Source organism: Lentzea sp. NBRC 102530, assembly GCF_030269365.1.
GTDB lineage: Bacteria > Actinomycetota > Actinomycetes > Mycobacteriales > Pseudonocardiaceae > Lentzea.
On sequence record NZ_BSTF01000009.1, the window covers coordinates 12,472 to 27,242 of the forward strand.

The window sequence follows — 14,771 nt, forward strand, 5'->3', positions numbered from 1 at the left end:
CCGGGTGTCACGATCTTCCGCATGACGATCCGAAAGGGCGGTAACGCCCTCGCGCTGTGAGCGCACCGGGCGGGCTCGAGGCCCGCTCCACGGAAGTTCCCCGGCTCGGCGAAGACTGGCTCGCCCACGCGCTGAGCACCGCACCCGCTGATCGTCCGGCGGCCGAAGAGGCCGTGGCGACGCTGTACGCGTCCGTCGGCAGGCCGCCGCCGGAGTTCGTCTGGGTGCGCTCCCCCGCCGAAGCCGCGACGGTGTTGCCCGCCGGCAAGGCCGTCCGCACCGACGACTGGCAGACGGTCGAGGCGCAGATCGCCGCCCAGGTCTCCGACCTGCGGTTCCGGCTGCGCCGGCGGTCCGAGTGGCAGGGCGCCGTGAGCGCACTGCGTCCCGTCGTCCGCGAGGGCCTGGTCCCGGCCATCAACTCCACCCTGCCGGGCTCGCTCGGCGTGGGCTGGGCGGGCCAGCACGACGCTGACTGGCTGGCCGAGACCGACTCGGGCAGCGAACCCGCTCTGCTCGCGCCGTGGCAGACGCTCGCCCGCACGACCGGGTGGTGGTGGCCGCGGGAGGGCCGGTGTGTGATGTCCGATCGCCCGACGGCCGTCCACGTGGACGTGAACTCGTTGCCGCACAACGACAGCGGGCCCGCGATCACGTTCGCCGACGGCACGCGCGCCTACGCGTGGCACGGACGGACCGTGCCGCGCTGGGTCATCGACGAACCGGACGTCGTGCGGATCCTCACCGAACCCAGCATCGAGGTGCGGTTCTGCGCTGCGGAACGCCTCGGCTGGGAGAACTACGTCGAGCAGGCGCGGCCACCGTTGCTCGGCGCCGTGCCCGATCCCGGCAATCCGGGCCACGACCTGCGCCTCTACGACCTGTGGGACCAGATCAACCTGCTGCTCGTCGTGAACGGCTCGGTCGAGCGCGACGGCACCAGACGCCGATACGGGCTGCGGACCTGGCGCTGGGTGCGCGACCCGCTCGAAGCAGCAGCTCAGACCTATGGATTGCGTGCTGACCAGTACGCACAACTACTACGCCGTACCTAAAAACATGAACCTTGCTGAACTCGTCGACCGCACGAACGTCGACACGCTCGACCACCTCGAGCGCCAGGCCACCGTCCCCGTCGTCGACGGCCTCCAGGCCCAGGGTGACCTGATCGTCATCCCCTTCGACCTGCTCGACCCACCACCGTCCACAGAGGCCGGAACCGAGGTGCCACCCGAGGGCGTGCACCTCGTGGCGGCGCTCAACGGCGGCAACCCGCACGTCCTGGTCGCCGACCCGGGCACCTGCCGGTGGTCCCCGGACCGCGATGCGACCGTCGTCCAGAACTCCGCCCCGGTGTACCTGCTGCACCCCGAGCACGGCGGCACCGGCATCGCGCCGGGCCGGTGGCTGATCCGGCGGCAGTGGTCGGCGACGGGACTCGTCGCCGACTGAGGTTTGCCTTGACGTGCGCGTCAAGGTCTACCGTCGGTGGGCATGAGGATCGGCGAACTGGCCAAGCGAGCCGGCACCACCACGCGTGCGCTGCGCTTCTACGAGTCCCAGGGGCTCCTGGAGGCGCGGCGCGCGACCAACGGCTACCGCGAGTACGGCGACCACGACCTGCGGCTGGTGCGGGAGATCCAGTCGCTGCAGGCGGTCGGACTGTCCCTGGAGGACACCCGGCCGTTCGTCGCCTGCCTGCGCGCGGGGCACGAGTCCGGTGACTCGTGCCCCGACTCGCGGGAGGTCTACCGGCGCAAGCTCGCCGAGGTGGACGCCTGTCTGGAACGCCTCGGCGTGGTCAGGGAGTTCCTGCTGGCCAGGCTCGCCTTTCAGGACCCGTGCGAAGTACCCGAGGAGACCCGATGCAGCTGACCGACGCCACGTTCGCCGCGCAGACGCGGACGGGCACCGTGCTCGTGGAGTTCTGGGCGCAGTGGTGCGGGCCGTGCCACATGCTCTCCCCCGTGCTCGACGAGATCGACCGCGAACGCGACGACCTGACCGTGCTGAAGATCAACGCTGACGAGAACACCGCCACGGCACGGGACTTCCAGGTCATGTCGCTGCCGACGATGCTGCTGTTCCGCGACGGCGTGCCGATCCGCCAGATCGTGGGAGCGCGACCCAAGGCCCGTCTGCTGGCCGAACTGGATGACGCGTTGCGCGCCTGATCGGCCTATCTTCTAGCGCATGCTCGGTCTCGAACTCGTAGTGGTGCTGGGCGTGTGCATCCTCGCGAGCAGCGTCGTGTCCGGACGGCTGCGCGTGGCCGCACCCGTCCTGCTGGTGGTGTGCGGCGCGGTGCTCGGTTTCGTGCCCGCCCTGGAGGAGGTCAGCCTGCCTCCCGAGGCGATGCTGCTGATCTTCCTGCCGGCCTTGCTGTACTGGGAGAGCCTCAACACGTCGTTGCGGGAGATCCGCAGCAACCTGCGGCCGATCGTGCTGCTCAGCACGGTGCTCGTGCTCGCGACGGCCGCGGCGGTGGCGTCGGTCGCCCACGCCCTGGGCCTCGACTGGGGTCCGGCGTGGGTGCTCGGGGCGGCGCTCGCCCCGACCGACGCGACCGCCGTCTCGGCCATCGCGCGCGGCATGCCCCGCCGCACCACGACCATCCTGCGCGCCGAATCGCTGATCAACGACGGCACCGCGCTGGTGATCTACGCGATCGCCGTCGCCATCACCGTCGGCGAGCAGGAGTTCAGCACCGGTCGCGTCGGGCTCCAACTGCTGCTGTCCTACGCCGGTGGCGCGGTCGCCGGGTTGGTCGTGGCGTGGCTCGCGGTGCAGGTGCGCAAGCGCCTCGACAACCCGTTGCACGAGAGCGTGGTCAGCATCCTGACGCCGTTCGCGGCGTTCCTGCTGGCCGAGACGGTGCACGGGTCCGGCGTGATCGCAGTGGTGACGTGCGGGCTGACGCTCGCGAGGGTCGGGCCCCGGATCGTGCGGGCCGACACGCGGCAGATCAGTTACGCGTTCTGGGGCATCGCGACGTTCGTGTTGAACGGTGCCCTTTTCGTCCTGATCGGACTCCAGGCGCACAGCGCGTTGCGGTCGCTGGACGGCTCGCAGACCCTCGCGACGTTCGGAGCGATCGGGCTGGTGTCGGTGACCGTGGTCGGGACGCGGCTGCTGTGGAGTTACACGACTCCTTACGTGATCCGGGCTCTGGACCGCCGCCCGCAGCAACGGCTGCGCCGGGTCGGTGCGCGGCAACGACTCGCGTCGTCCGCCGCCGGGTTCCGCGGGGCGGTGTCGCTGGCGGCGGCCCTCGCCGTGCCGGAGACCGTGGTCGGGGGCGCGCCCTTCCCGTTCCGCGAGGAGATCATCCTCATCACTTCCGGTGTCGTGGTGCTGACGTTGATCGTGCAGTCGATCATGCTGCCCGCGATCATCCGGTTCTCGCAGCTGCCAGAGGACACCGCGCTGGACGAGGAACTCCGGCTCGCGCAGTCGACGGCGTCCGAGGAGGCCTACGAGGCGCTGCCGCGCCTCGCCGACAAGGTGGGCGTGTCCGACGTCGTCTACAAGCGGGTGCTGGCGGAGTACGAACACCACCTGGAAGTCGTGCGGGCCAAGGAAGCCGGCGACGAGGAGGTGGCCGCGTCCGAACTCCAGTACTCGGCGTTGCGGCTGGAACTGATCGCGCACAAGCGGGCGACAGTGGTGCGGCTGCGTGACGAGGCGGCCATCGACGACATCGTGCTGCGGACCATCCAGCGCAAGCTGGACGTCGAGGAGGTACGGCTCGCACGACGCGAGGTGGACGAAGACTAGATTCGGTCGCATGATCACTCCGCGGGAGCGCGTGCTGAACCGGGTGGCCGATCACCTCGCCGGGCAGGGGCGTCCGCTGCGGGTGGCGGTGGACGGCATCACGGCGTCGGGCAAGACGACCTTCGCCCGCGAGCTGGCCGCCGCCGTCGCCGCTCGCGGACGGTCCGCCGCACACCTGTCGATGGACGGGTTCCACCACCCGCGCGCCGTCCGGCACCGCCTCGGGCGGGACTCGGCCGACGGGTACTACCGGGACGCCTACGACTTCGCGTCGTTCTCCCGGCTGGTGCTCGCGCCGCTCGGCCCCGGCGGCGACCGGCGGTACCGGACGCGGATCATCGACCTCCGGTCGGACATCCCGGTGGACGAGCCTGCCGTGCAGGCTGCGGACGACCTGGTGCTGGTGGTGGACGGCAGCTTCCTGCAGCGGGACCTGGAGTGGGACGAGGTCGTGTTCGTGGACACGCCGTTCGCCGTCGCGTTCGAGCGCGGCACCCGACGCGACGCCGACCTGCTGGGCGGGCTGGACAAGGCCGCGCGGGCGTTCGAAACCCGATACCACGCGGCGAGCCGCCGCTACCTGGACGAGGTCGGGCCTGCCGCGCGGGCTTCCGTCGTGGTGGGCAACGCGGACGTCGCCCACCCGCTCCTGCACCGGATCGGCGGGCAGGCCGAAGCCGTGGTGAACCTGTTCTCGTACGGGACGCTGCAGACGCCGTCGGTGCAAATCGAACATTTCGGGCGAACGTTGGCGGGCAAGGAAGACGTGCTGCCTGGGTATCGACAGGACTGGGTGACGATCACCGACCCGGCCGTGGTCGCGGTCAGCGGGACGGACCGGCACCCGATCGTCCGGCACACCGGCGAGGCCGCGGACTTCGTCGCCGGGACGGTGCTGGAGGTGACGACCGCGGAACTGGCCGCGGCCGACCTCTACGAGGTGGACGACTACCGGCGCGCACTGGCGCGGCTCGGGTCGAGCGTGGACGCCTGGGTCTACCTGGCGACGGACTGACGGAAGGAATCCCGCCGTGCGGAAACTGGTCTACGGCATGAACCTGAGCCTCGACGGCTACATCGCCACGCCCGACGGCGGTGTCAACTGGGGTGCGCCGAGCGACGAGCTGTTCGAGTGGTGGCTCGAACAGGAGCAGGCCGTCGAGACGTTCCTCTACGGGCGCCGGCTGTGGGAGACGATGAGCTCCTTCTGGCCGACCGGTGACGAGCAGCCGGGCGCCACTCCGGCGCAGATCGCGTTCGCGCAGAACTGGCGGGACACGCCCAAGGTCGTGTTCTCCTCCACGATCGCCGACGAGACCCGCTGGAACACCCGCGTGGTGACCGGTGACGCGATCGCCGAGATCACCCGGCTCAAGTCCGGCGACGGCGGGCCGTTGCGGGTCGGCGGCGCGACGCTGGCCGCCGCCGCCATGCGGGCCGGGCTGGTCGACGAGTTCGAGATCGTCACCCACCCGGTCCTGCTGGGCGGCGGCAAGTCGTTCTACACCACCCTCGACAGCTCCGTGCCGCTCGAACTGCTGGAGACGCGGACCTTCTCCGGCGTGATCACGCTGAGCCGGTACTCGGTCGTCAGCTGACCAGGGACAGGCCGCGGCGGACCGGCTGCGGCTCGGTGGCGGGCGTGGCCGAGGGGATCTCGACCTCCTCGCCGCCGATCTCGCGGGTGATCCACGCACCCGACTCCACCATGACCTTCAACGTGCGGGTGTCGAGGGCGTTGACGCGGCCGTAGTACCACTCGTCGGTGGCGAGCGGGCCCATCCGGTCGCCCATCCGCTTCTTGATCTCGATCACGCGCTCGAACAGCGTCTGCACGAGGGCGGCGCGGTCGCACGGGCCGTGCAGGCCGGCGCGGATGCGGTCCTCGATGCCGCGCGGGGTGCCCTCGGCGTCGGGCATGAGCATGGTGGTCCAGGCGCGCGACTTCTCGCGGTACTGCAGCTGCTGCATGATGCCCTCGTGCTGGGCGAAGTCGGCCGCGCGGAAGGGCTTGCCGTTCCAGCGCTTCTGCAGGTTCACGGCCAGCGAGAGCGCGCTCTTGAGGCCCGTGTTGAGGCCGCGACCCGGCCAGAAGTGCAGCGAGTTGGCGGCGTCGCCGAGCAGGAAGCCGAACGTGTTCGGCGCCAGCTGCGCGGTGAACTTCGACATCTGCTGCATGCCGAGCGTGAACGAGTTGATGCCGACGACGTCCGCGACACCCACGCCGAAGAAGCGCAGGCCGTCGAGGATCCGGGGCCACAGGTAGGAGAGCTTGTCGACGGACGGCTTGAACACCGCGCGGTGCTTGTCGCACACGAACCGGCCGTTGGTCGAAGGCCGCATGGTGCACCCGAACTTGCCGATGCACGACACCGGGCCGCTCTCGCCGAGCGCGACGATCTCGGACGCCTCCTCGGCGGTGAGGCGCATGTTGATGAAGCCGCCGCCCATCGAGTTGAACAGGAACCTGTTCTGCGCCACCGTCAACGGCACGGTGTGCTCGTCGGGGGACTTGGCGGTGACGCGGATGCCGAGCACGCGCTCGTCCAGCGGCGAACCGTCCACGGAGAACAGTTCCCGGCTGGGGGTGCCGAACTGGTCCTTGAACGCCTCGCGGGTGGCGGACCGGGCGCCGTCGGCGATGGCGAGGACGTGCTGGCCGTCGAACTTCGCGGGCGGCGTGTAGGCGTCGGCGACGAGGTCGATGCCGTAGACGTCCTGCGCCATGTCGAGCAGCGCGTCCTCGATCCAGCGGATCTTGATGTTGCGCGGACGGCCCTTGGACGCCGGGGAGTCCGGGCCGAGCGGCCACATCTCGGAGAACTTGCCGGGCGCGAACAGCCGGTTCTGCACGGCGAGGGGTAGCGCCGCCCAGACGTTGCTCTGCAGCGTCACGACCTGCTCGCGGCGGTTGTTGCCGTCCGACAGGCCCTTCCACACGACCCGGCTGCCCGCCTGCTTCCAGCGGCGGTCGTGCACCCGGACCTGGACCGCGTCGCCCAGCTGCGCCTTGAGGGTGCAGGCGAAGGCGAGACCGACCGGGCCGCCACCGGCCACGTCCACCCGCAGCGGGGCGTTGCGCCGCATCGGCGTCACGCGGCTGCCCTGCTTCGGCAGCAACAGCGTCGGGCCGCACTGGCCGATCATCACGGTCTTCTCGTCAGCCATGGCCCTGTCCCCTCGTTCCCCGTTCGACAGCGAGTACACGTGTCGGACGGAGCAACGGTTCAGGGAGTTTTGAGGAAAATTTCCCAGGCGGCCGAACCGAAGGTCAGGACAGGTCCGGACGGGTTCTTCGAGTCACGGACCAGAGCCCCCGACGACAGCGACACCTCGACGCAGTCACCGTCCTCCGTAGCACCGCTGTAGCTGCTCTTACGCCAAACGCGTTCCTGCTGCATCGAAGTCCTCTCGCGGTCGGCCGACGTACTCCGCCAGCTTGCTCCGCGATTGTTCCTCATCCAAGGCAACCTCAGCCAAACGGTCGAACAGCAGACGAGCCCTCACGATCGCAGCAGGATCCTGCACGAACACGTTCACGAGGTCGCCCTCGATGAACGCCACTGGCATCGCCTTCTCGAACTCCCACAGCGTGCATCCCGAGGCCACCACCGGCGCATCGGCGGGCACGACTCGAACCAGGTGCACGTTGAACAGCAGTCGCGCGTACTGGTCTTCCATGACACGAGGACCACCCACCTGCGTCTCCAGCGCGTGTTCGTGGATGTAGAAGAGGCACTTCGGCCGGTTGTGGCGCCGAAGGATCGACTGGCGGTCGGTCCGAGACTGCACCAATGCCGGGATTCTCTCTTCGGTGACGAACCCGCCCATCCGGTAGAGCGCGTCCGTGTACTCAGGGGTCTGCAGGAGCCCGGTGAGCGACTGCGGGTCGTACCGCATGATCGTCTTGGCCGTGGACTCCGCCATCGCCAGCGCGCGGAGGTTGTCCGGCACCAGAACGATGTACTCGTCGAACGCACGGCTGAAGCGGCGCTTGAAGTCCTCGAAGAAGTCGATGTCCTTGCCCAGCATGGAGAGGTACTGGACGAGGTCGATCTCGCTGGGGCGGTACTTGCCGTTCTCCAGGGTGGAGACCTTGCTCGGGTCCCAGCCCAGCTTGAGGGCGAACGCGGCGCCGGTGAGATCGGTGGACTTCTCGCGCACTTTGCGGAGTTCTTCGCCCAGGTCCCTGCTGTACGCGGTGGACGGAGTGCTGGTGGCCATAAGCCCGACCGTAGGGGTTGCTCGAAAAGCAACAAGGTGCTCATTCGGGTGAAAACGGTCGGGCTGATCTTCAGCTCGCTGCCAGGAAACTCGCAGCCCGGACACAGCTTGGCGGACGACGATCCCGAGCCATGACTCGACGTCGCAGATCCTTGGTGATCAACGGACTGCTGGTGGTGGTGCTCCTCGGTGCCGGTGTCGCCGGTTACCTGGTGTTCTTCGGTTCCTCCGGCAATGCGCAGTCCACCACCTCCGCCCGCACGGCCGCTGCCGCCACCCGTGACGTCAGCGAGGTGGTGACGGCGTCCGGGACGGTGCAGAGCTCCTACAGCGCCGCGGCCTCGTTCGGCGCGAGCGGCACGGTCACCGAGATCAACGTCAAGGTCGGCGACGTGGTGACGAAGGGCCAGCAGCTCGCGAAGCTCGACCCGACGCAGGCGCAGCTCCAGGTCGACATCGCGCAGGGCAACCTGAACGCGGCCCTGGAGAAGGGCACGGGCACCACCGCGTTGCTGACCGCGTACCGGCAGACGCAGCTCGCGCTCCAGCAGGCCAAGGACAACCTGGCCGCGACCGTGCTCACGGCGCCCGGTGACGGCACGATCACCTCCGTCACGGGAGCGATCGGGCAGAAGGTCGGCAGCGGCAGCACGTCCAACAGCAGTTCGAGCGGCACCACGAGCACCACCACGACCACCTCCGGGTTCGTGGTCGTCACGGACCTGAAGAACCTGGTGGTGAAGGCGAACGTCTCCGAGTCCGACGTCAGCTTGCTCAAGGCCGACCAGGCCGCGACCGTCACCGTGAACGCGATGGCGGGCACGCCGATCCAGGCCAAGGTCACCACCGTCGACCTCACCCCCACCACCGCGAACAACGTCGTGCAGTACGGCGTGAGCCTGGCGCTCACCCAGCCGCCCGCCGAGCTGAAGCCGGGCCAGTCGGCGAGCGTGGAGGTCACCGTGGCCTCGGCGACCGGGGTGCTCGCGGTGCCCGCGGCGGCCGTGCAGACCGTGAACGGCGCGAGTTCGGTGGCGGTGCTGCAGAACGGTGCCGAGACGCGCAAGACCGTCGAGATCGGCGTGCGCGGCGACCAGTACGTGGAGATCAAGTCCGGCCTGACCGCCGGCGAGGAGGTGGTGCTCCCGCAGGTGAGCACCTCCAACAACACGAACCGCCAGCAGCAGGGCACCGGGCAGTTCCCCGGCACCGGTGGCGGCAACCGCAACGGCGGCGGGTTCACCGGGACCGGTCGATGAGCCCGGTCATCGAGGTCCGCGACCTCCGCAAGACCTACGGCGCGGGCGACACGGCCGTGCACGCGTTGCGGGGCCTCGACCTGACCGTGGAGAAGGGCGAGTACCTCGCGATCATGGGCGCGTCGGGGTCGGGCAAGTCGACGTTGCTGAACATCCTCGGGTGCCTCGACGTGGCGTCGTCCGGCCAGTACCTGCTGGACGGCATCGACACGGGCGAGTTCGACGAGGAGCAGCTCTCGTTGCTGCGCAACAGGAAGATCGGGTTCGTCTTCCAGTCGTTCAACCTGGTGCCGCGCACGACGGCACTCGCGAACGTCGAACTCCCGCTGGTGTACGCGGGAGTTCGGCGTGCCCAACGTCGGGAACGGGCGTTGGCGGCGCTCGACCTCGTCGGTCTGAAGGACCGCGTGCACCACCGGCCGAACGAGCTTTCCGGTGGCCAGCAACAACGTGTGGCGATCGCGCGGGCGCTGGTGACGTCGCCGGCGATCGTGCTGGCCGACGAACCGACCGGCAACCTCGACACCGAGTCGAGCCGCGACGTCCTCGGCATCCTCGACCGGCTCAACGCGAGCGGGCGGACGGTCGTGCTGATCACGCACGAGGACGAGGTCGCCGCGCACGCCATGCGCACGGTCCGCGTCGTCGACGGCCGGGTCGCGGGGGTGCTGGTGTGAGGATCTTCGAGATCGCCGCGTTCGCCGTGCGCGGCCTGACCGCCAACAAGATGCGGTCCGGGCTCACCACGCTCGGCATCCTGATCGGTGTCGCGTCGGTGATCATGCTGATCGCGGTCGGCAACGGCGCGTCGAGCGCGGTGGAGCAGAGCATCTCCGGGCTCGGCACGAACATCCTGACGATCAGCCCGCAGCGCGCCCAGCCCGGCGGCACCGCGAAACCGCTGACCGCGGCCGACGCGGCCGCGCTGGTCGGCCCGGACTCCCCCGACGTCAAGTACGCCTCGCCGGTGGTCTCCGCGCAGGCGACGGCCGCGTACGGCGACACGACGCACGACGTCGGGCAGTTCATCGGCTCCGACCCCCAGTACTTCAGCACCACGAACAGCGCGGTCGCGTCCGGGAACCTGTTCTCCGCCAACGACGTGCAGCAGGCGCGCAAGGTCGTCGTGATCGGCTCGACGGTCGCGACGCAGCTCTTCCCCGGCACCGATCCGGTCGGGAAGCCGATGCTGGTCAACAACATCCCGTTCACCGTCGTGGGCGTGCTGGCGGCCAAGGGGTCCAGCGGGTTGCAGGACGCGGACGACGTCGCGGTGGCTCCTCTGACCACCACGCAGAACGCGCTGACCGGGTACGGCAGCCTCACCCAGATCGTGGTGCAGGCGCAGTCCGCGGACGCGTTGCCGAACGCGCAGGCCCAGGTGACGACGATCCTCAACGGGCGGCACAAGGTCACCGACACCGCCGACTACCGGATCCTCAGCCAGGACCAGCTGCTGACCGCGCGCACGGCGACCACCGAGACGTTCACGGTGCTGCTGGCGTCGGTGGCGGCGATCTCGTTGCTGGTGGGCGGGATCGGCATCACGAACATCATGCTGGTGACCGTCACCGAGCGGATCCGCGAGATCGGCATCCGCAAGGCCGTGGGCGCCCCCCGTTCCTCGATCCTCGGGCAGTTCCTGATCGAGGCGACGCTGCTGAGCCTGTTCGGCGGCTTTCTGGGGGTGGCGGCGGGGGTGATCGGCAGCCAGTTCACCATCGCCGGCATCCAGCCCGTGATCGTCCCGTCGTCCGTGCTGCTCGCGTTCGCCGTCTCGGCGTTGATCGGCCTGTTCTTCGGCAGCTACCCCGCCTCCCGCGCGGCGAAGCTCCGTCCCATCGAAGCTCTCCGGCACGAATAAGGAGTTTCCGCTGTGACCAACCCACTCGACCAGCCGCTGGAGCACGACCTCTCGGCGGAGCTGAAGGAACGCAAGGCAGGCGTCGGCAAGACCACGGTGATCCTCGGCGTCGCGGTGCTCGCGATCGTCGCGTTCGTCGGCGGTGTGTTCGTGCAGAAGTCCTTCGGCGCCGGCGAAACGCCCACCCGCCAGAACGCGGCCGGGCGCCAGTTCCCCGGCGGGGGCACTCCCCCGTCGGGCACCAACCGGCAGGGCGGCGGGCAGTTCGGGCGCGGCACCATCGGCACGATCGACCACGTCGACGGCACGACCGTCTACGTGAAGACGCAGAACGGCCAGGTCGTCAAGGTGTCCACTTCGGACTCCACGAAGGTCGAGATCTTCTCCGAGGGCAAGCTCTCCGACCTGAAGGCCGGTCAGCAGGTCGTCGTGCAGGGCCAGGCGGGCTCCGACGGCACGGTGAACGGCCAGACGATCACCCAGCGCCCGGCCACCGGCTGATGCGGGATTCCCGGGTGGAACGGGGCCGGTTGCTCGTCGTCGAGGACGAGCCCGCCATCCGCGAACTGCTGTGCGCCAGCCTGCGGTTCGCGGGGTTCACCGTGGCGAGCGCGGCGACCGGTACCGAGGCGTTGACGGCGGCCCGTTCGGAGCTGCCGGACCTGGTGCTGCTGGACGTGATGCTGCCCGACCGGGACGGGTTCGAGGTGGTGCGGCGGCTGCGTTCGGACGGCGTTCGCGTGCCGGTGCTGTACCTGACCGCGCGCGACGGCGCGGATGACCGGATCACCGGGCTGACGATCGGCGGCGACGGCTACATCACCAAGCCGTTCAGCCTGGAGGAGGTCATCGCCCGCGTGACGGCCGTGCTGCGCCGTACCCGTCCCGGCTCCGCAGAGCTCCTGACCTGCGGTGACCTGTCGCTCGACGTCGACAGCCACGTGGTGCGGCGCGGCCCGCGGGTCGTGGAGCTCTCGCCGACGGAGTTCCGGCTGCTGCACTACCTGATGCGCAACAGCGGACGCGTGCTGTCGAAGACGCAGATCCTGGACCAGGTGTGGTCGCACGACTTCGACGGTGACGTCGGCGTGGTCGAGTCGTACATCTCCTACCTGCGGCGCAAGGTGGACTCCGGCGAGCCGCGGTTGATCCACACCGTGCGCGGCCTGGGGTACATGATCCGCCCATGACGTTGCGGGTGCGGCTGGTGGTGGTGCTCGTCGCCCTGGCGGCCGCGGGCCTGTTCAGCACGTGGCTGATCGGCTCCACGGTGATGGAGCGCTACCTGCTCGGCCAGGTCGACGCGCGGCTGGACCGGGTGGTGGCGGTGCCGCGCGCGTTCCCCCTGCGCGACAACGTGATCGTGCGCGACTCCTCCGGCGTGGTGTCGGGCACGGCGTTCGACGGGTTGCCGGCGTTCGGGGAGCTGGTGCCCGGCTCGCACGTGACGGTGGGGTCGCGGCGGGTGGTGGTGCGCGACCTGGACGGCACCGAGCTGATCGCGTACGCCGACCAGTCCGAGGTGGATCGGGCGGTCGACGACCTGAGGCTGGCGTTCCTGCTGATCTCGCTGGGGGCTTTGGTCCTGGTCGGGATGGCCGGGTACGCCCTGGTCAGGGCTTCGACACGGGCGTTGGAGGAGGTCGAGCAGGTCGCCGGGGAGATTGCGGCCGGTGACCTGTCGCGGCGGGTGCCGGTGCGGCGGCCCGGGTCGGAGGTGGGGCGGCTGGCGTCGGCGTTGAACACGATGCTGGGGCAGATCGAGTCGGCGTTCGCCGCGCGGGTGTCGTCGGAGAGGCGGATGCGGCAGTTCGTGGCGGACGCCTCGCACGAACTCCGCACGCCGCTGACGTCGATCCGCGGGTACGCCGAGCTCTACCGGCAGGGCGCGGCTACTTCCGCGTCGGAGGTGTTGCAGCGGATCGAGGACCACGCCGCCCGGATGGGGGTGCTGGTCGACGACCTGCTGCAACTGGCGCGCCTCGACTCGGAGCAGCCGTTGGTGCTCGCGGAGGTCGACCTCGTCGTGCTGGTGAACGACGCCGTCGTCGACGCGCGCGTGCACCGGCCGGTGTCGCTGGAACTGCCCGCCGGACCGGTGCGGGTCGAGGCGGACGAGGCGCGCGTCCGGCAGGTCCTGACGAACCTCCTCGACAACGCCCTCATCCACACCCCACCCGGGACGCCTGTCGACGTCCGGCTGACGGCGACGTCGTTCGAAGTCGCCGACCGAGGCCCCGGCATGACCACCGAACAGGCCGCCCGAGCGTTCGAACGCTTCTACCGCGCCGACCCCGCCCGCGGGCCGGGCGGCACCGGTCTGGGCCTCGCGATCGTCGACGCCCTCGTCGTCGCCCACGGCTGGCGGATCGAGCTCGACACCTCACCCGGCAACGGCGCTGTGTTCGGCGTGGTCTTCGGGGCGTGAGCGGTTGGGCCAGGTGCGTTCGTAGTGCTCTTCCGGGAAGTCGCTGGGGCTAGACCCTGTCACGTGCGCTAGATGGATTTGCTTTTGATAGAGGTTGTTACGTTCGCAAGAGGGTGCAGCGGGGATGTACATGACGTTGCCCCAGCCCTGCTGGTCCTGGACGGGCGCGACGCTGTGGATCATGTCGCAGTGCCACCAGACGCTGTCACCGGCGTGAACGTCCGGAATTCCCGTTAGAGCCTCCAGCAGGAGTGAGTGGTACTCGCTGCTGACCGGGAAGACCTGGTTGACGGTGACGCCGCACATCTCGTCGTCGGGGACGTCGTCGAGCAGCGGTCGCAGCATCAGGTACGCCATCGCGCCGGGGATCGGGACGGTGTGCAGCACGCCCTGGTCGTGGGCCATGTCGGAGAGCGCGGTCCAGCCCTGGAAGGTGCGGAAGACCGAGCACATGGTGGTGCCGGGGTACTGCGGGCCGGTGGTGCGATGGGCGGCGTCCCACGGGTCGTACTGCTCGGGCGTGCCGTCGAACAGGTGCCGGAACGCCTGCTGGTACTCCGCCGTCATCCAGAGGTCGAGGGTGCCGGGGTCGAGGTGGGTGCCGAGGCCACCGGAGTCGGTACCGGGCGGGCGGCGGCGGATGCGGTCCGGGTAGCCGACGTCGGTGGCCGGGTCGAACCAGCCGTCGTGGTGCCAGAGGCCGTTGAGGAAGCGCTGGACGGTGGCCATCCGCGGGTGGCTGCGCGCCTCGGCCTGGGCCGGCGACCAGTAGATCGGGTAGATCTCGGGCTTCGAACCGACGCTGCCGAAGAAGTCGTCGCCCGGGCCCCGGTACTGGGCGAAGAAGTCGTTGGACTCGACGTAGTCGACGATGGAGGCGTCCCAGGCCAGCGCCTGGTCGCGGTCGAAGTGGTTGCGGACGACGAGGCAGCCGCGGCGTTTGACCAGGTCGGGGTCGGCGTTGCCGGACTCGATGTCCGCGTGGTCGAGCTCCGGCCAGCCCTGGCCGGACTTCACGTCCTCGACCTCGCGCCGGATGCGGTCCTCGACGACCGCGAACACCTCTTCGACGGTGCGACCGGACGCCTCGATGCGGGCGCGGATCGCTTTCTTGATCTCTTTGACGGCTCCGGGCAGGTCGGCGGGCGTGGTGTCCCAGTTGGGCAGCATCGCGACTTCCTTCCAGTAAGGCCTCCTAACTTGGAACGATAAGCGTGTC

Annotated in this window: 17 protein-coding genes; 13 read left to right on the forward strand and 4 right to left on the reverse strand. The window is 69.6% G+C overall.

What is annotated here, in order from left to right:
* Window positions 1–56: 56 nt before the first annotated feature.
* From QSK25_RS23815 to QSK25_RS23845, 7 genes are read left to right on the forward strand one after another with little or no spacing between them, the layout of a single operon-like run.
* The gene (locus tag QSK25_RS23815; RefSeq protein WP_285641373.1) at window positions 57–1,055 is read left to right on the forward strand and encodes a DUF6745 domain-containing protein; all 999 of its coding nucleotides are present in this window, start codon (window positions 57–59) and stop codon (window positions 1,053–1,055) included.
* A gap of 4 nt (window positions 1,056–1,059) precedes the next feature.
* A complete protein-coding gene (locus QSK25_RS23820) occupies window positions 1,060–1,452 on the forward strand; it encodes a DUF8820 family protein (RefSeq protein WP_285641374.1) in 393 nt (130 codons plus the stop codon).
* A gap of 42 nt (window positions 1,453–1,494) precedes the next feature.
* Window positions 1,495–1,875, forward strand: a complete 381-nt coding sequence (locus tag QSK25_RS23825; protein WP_285641376.1) for a MerR family transcriptional regulator — start codon at window positions 1,495–1,497, stop codon at window positions 1,873–1,875.
* Window positions 1,866–2,174: a thioredoxin gene (trxA, locus tag QSK25_RS23830; protein ID WP_285641378.1), complete on the forward strand. Its 309-nt coding sequence runs from the start codon at window positions 1,866–1,868 to the stop codon at window positions 2,172–2,174. The genes QSK25_RS23825 and trxA overlap by 10 nt, the downstream gene beginning before the upstream one ends.
* A gap of 19 nt (window positions 2,175–2,193) precedes the next feature.
* Complete coding sequence (locus tag QSK25_RS23835; RefSeq protein WP_285641381.1) at window positions 2,194–3,777, forward strand: Na+/H+ antiporter; 1,584 nt, start codon at window positions 2,194–2,196, stop codon at window positions 3,775–3,777.
* A gap of 10 nt (window positions 3,778–3,787) precedes the next feature.
* Window positions 3,788–4,792, forward strand: a complete 1,005-nt coding sequence (locus QSK25_RS23840) for a gamma-glutamylcyclotransferase (protein WP_285641383.1) — start codon at window positions 3,788–3,790, stop codon at window positions 4,790–4,792.
* Window positions 4,793–4,808: 16 nt separating this feature from the next.
* On the forward strand, window positions 4,809–5,375 hold the full coding sequence (locus tag QSK25_RS23845) for a dihydrofolate reductase family protein (RefSeq protein ID WP_285641385.1): 567 nt from the start codon (window positions 4,809–4,811) through the stop codon (window positions 5,373–5,375).
* Here the strand turns inward: QSK25_RS23845 and QSK25_RS23850 are convergent.
* The 3 genes from QSK25_RS23850 to QSK25_RS23860 are packed head-to-tail and all read right to left on the reverse strand — an operon-like array spanning window position 5,368 to window position 8,001.
* A complete protein-coding gene (locus tag QSK25_RS23850) occupies window positions 5,368–6,945 on the reverse strand; it encodes a hypothetical protein (protein ID WP_285641386.1) in 1,578 nt (525 codons plus the stop codon). The genes QSK25_RS23845 and QSK25_RS23850 overlap by 8 nt on opposite strands.
* 59 nt (window positions 6,946–7,004) lie before the next feature.
* On the reverse strand, window positions 7,005–7,238 hold the full coding sequence (locus tag QSK25_RS23855; protein WP_352236275.1) for a DUF397 domain-containing protein: 234 nt from the start codon (window positions 7,236–7,238) through the stop codon (window positions 7,005–7,007).
* Window positions 7,153–8,001 carry a helix-turn-helix domain-containing protein gene (locus tag QSK25_RS23860; RefSeq protein ID WP_285641388.1) on the reverse strand — a complete coding sequence of 283 codons (849 nt, stop codon included), beginning with the start codon at window positions 7,999–8,001 and terminating at the stop codon, window positions 7,153–7,155. Before QSK25_RS23860 ends, QSK25_RS23855 begins: the two co-directional genes overlap by 86 nt.
* Before the next feature lie 131 nt (window positions 8,002–8,132).
* Here QSK25_RS23860 and QSK25_RS23865 point away from each other — a divergent pair, with 131 nt between their 5' ends.
* From QSK25_RS23865 to QSK25_RS23890, 6 genes are read left to right on the forward strand one after another with little or no spacing between them, the layout of a single operon-like run.
* Complete coding sequence (locus tag QSK25_RS23865) at window positions 8,133–9,260, forward strand: efflux RND transporter periplasmic adaptor subunit (protein ID WP_285641389.1); 1,128 nt, start codon at window positions 8,133–8,135, stop codon at window positions 9,258–9,260.
* Window positions 9,257–9,937 (forward strand): ABC transporter ATP-binding protein, encoded by a 681-nt coding sequence (locus QSK25_RS23870; RefSeq protein ID WP_285641392.1) that lies wholly within the window; start codon window positions 9,257–9,259, stop codon window positions 9,935–9,937. The genes QSK25_RS23865 and QSK25_RS23870 overlap by 4 nt, the downstream gene beginning before the upstream one ends.
* Complete coding sequence (locus QSK25_RS23875) at window positions 9,934–11,124, forward strand: ABC transporter permease (RefSeq protein ID WP_285641393.1); 1,191 nt, start codon at window positions 9,934–9,936, stop codon at window positions 11,122–11,124. Before QSK25_RS23870 ends, QSK25_RS23875 begins: the two co-directional genes overlap by 4 nt.
* A gap of 12 nt (window positions 11,125–11,136) precedes the next feature.
* A complete protein-coding gene (locus tag QSK25_RS23880; RefSeq protein ID WP_285641395.1) occupies window positions 11,137–11,625 on the forward strand; it encodes a hypothetical protein in 489 nt (162 codons plus the stop codon).
* Complete coding sequence (locus QSK25_RS23885; protein WP_502881893.1) at window positions 11,625–12,314, forward strand: response regulator transcription factor; 690 nt, start codon at window positions 11,625–11,627, stop codon at window positions 12,312–12,314. Before QSK25_RS23880 ends, QSK25_RS23885 begins: the two co-directional genes overlap by 1 nt.
* Entirely contained in the window at window positions 12,311–13,552 is a 1,242-nt protein-coding gene (locus QSK25_RS23890) for a sensor histidine kinase (RefSeq protein ID WP_285641397.1), read from the forward strand. The genes QSK25_RS23885 and QSK25_RS23890 overlap by 4 nt, the downstream gene beginning before the upstream one ends.
* Here the strand turns inward: QSK25_RS23890 and QSK25_RS23895 are convergent.
* Window positions 13,508–14,722: a YbiU family protein gene (locus QSK25_RS23895; RefSeq protein WP_285641398.1), complete on the reverse strand. Its 1,215-nt coding sequence runs from the start codon at window positions 14,720–14,722 to the stop codon at window positions 13,508–13,510. The two genes, QSK25_RS23890 and QSK25_RS23895, sit on opposite strands and share 45 nt — an antisense overlap.
* Between the last annotated feature and the right edge of the window lie 49 nt (window positions 14,723–14,771).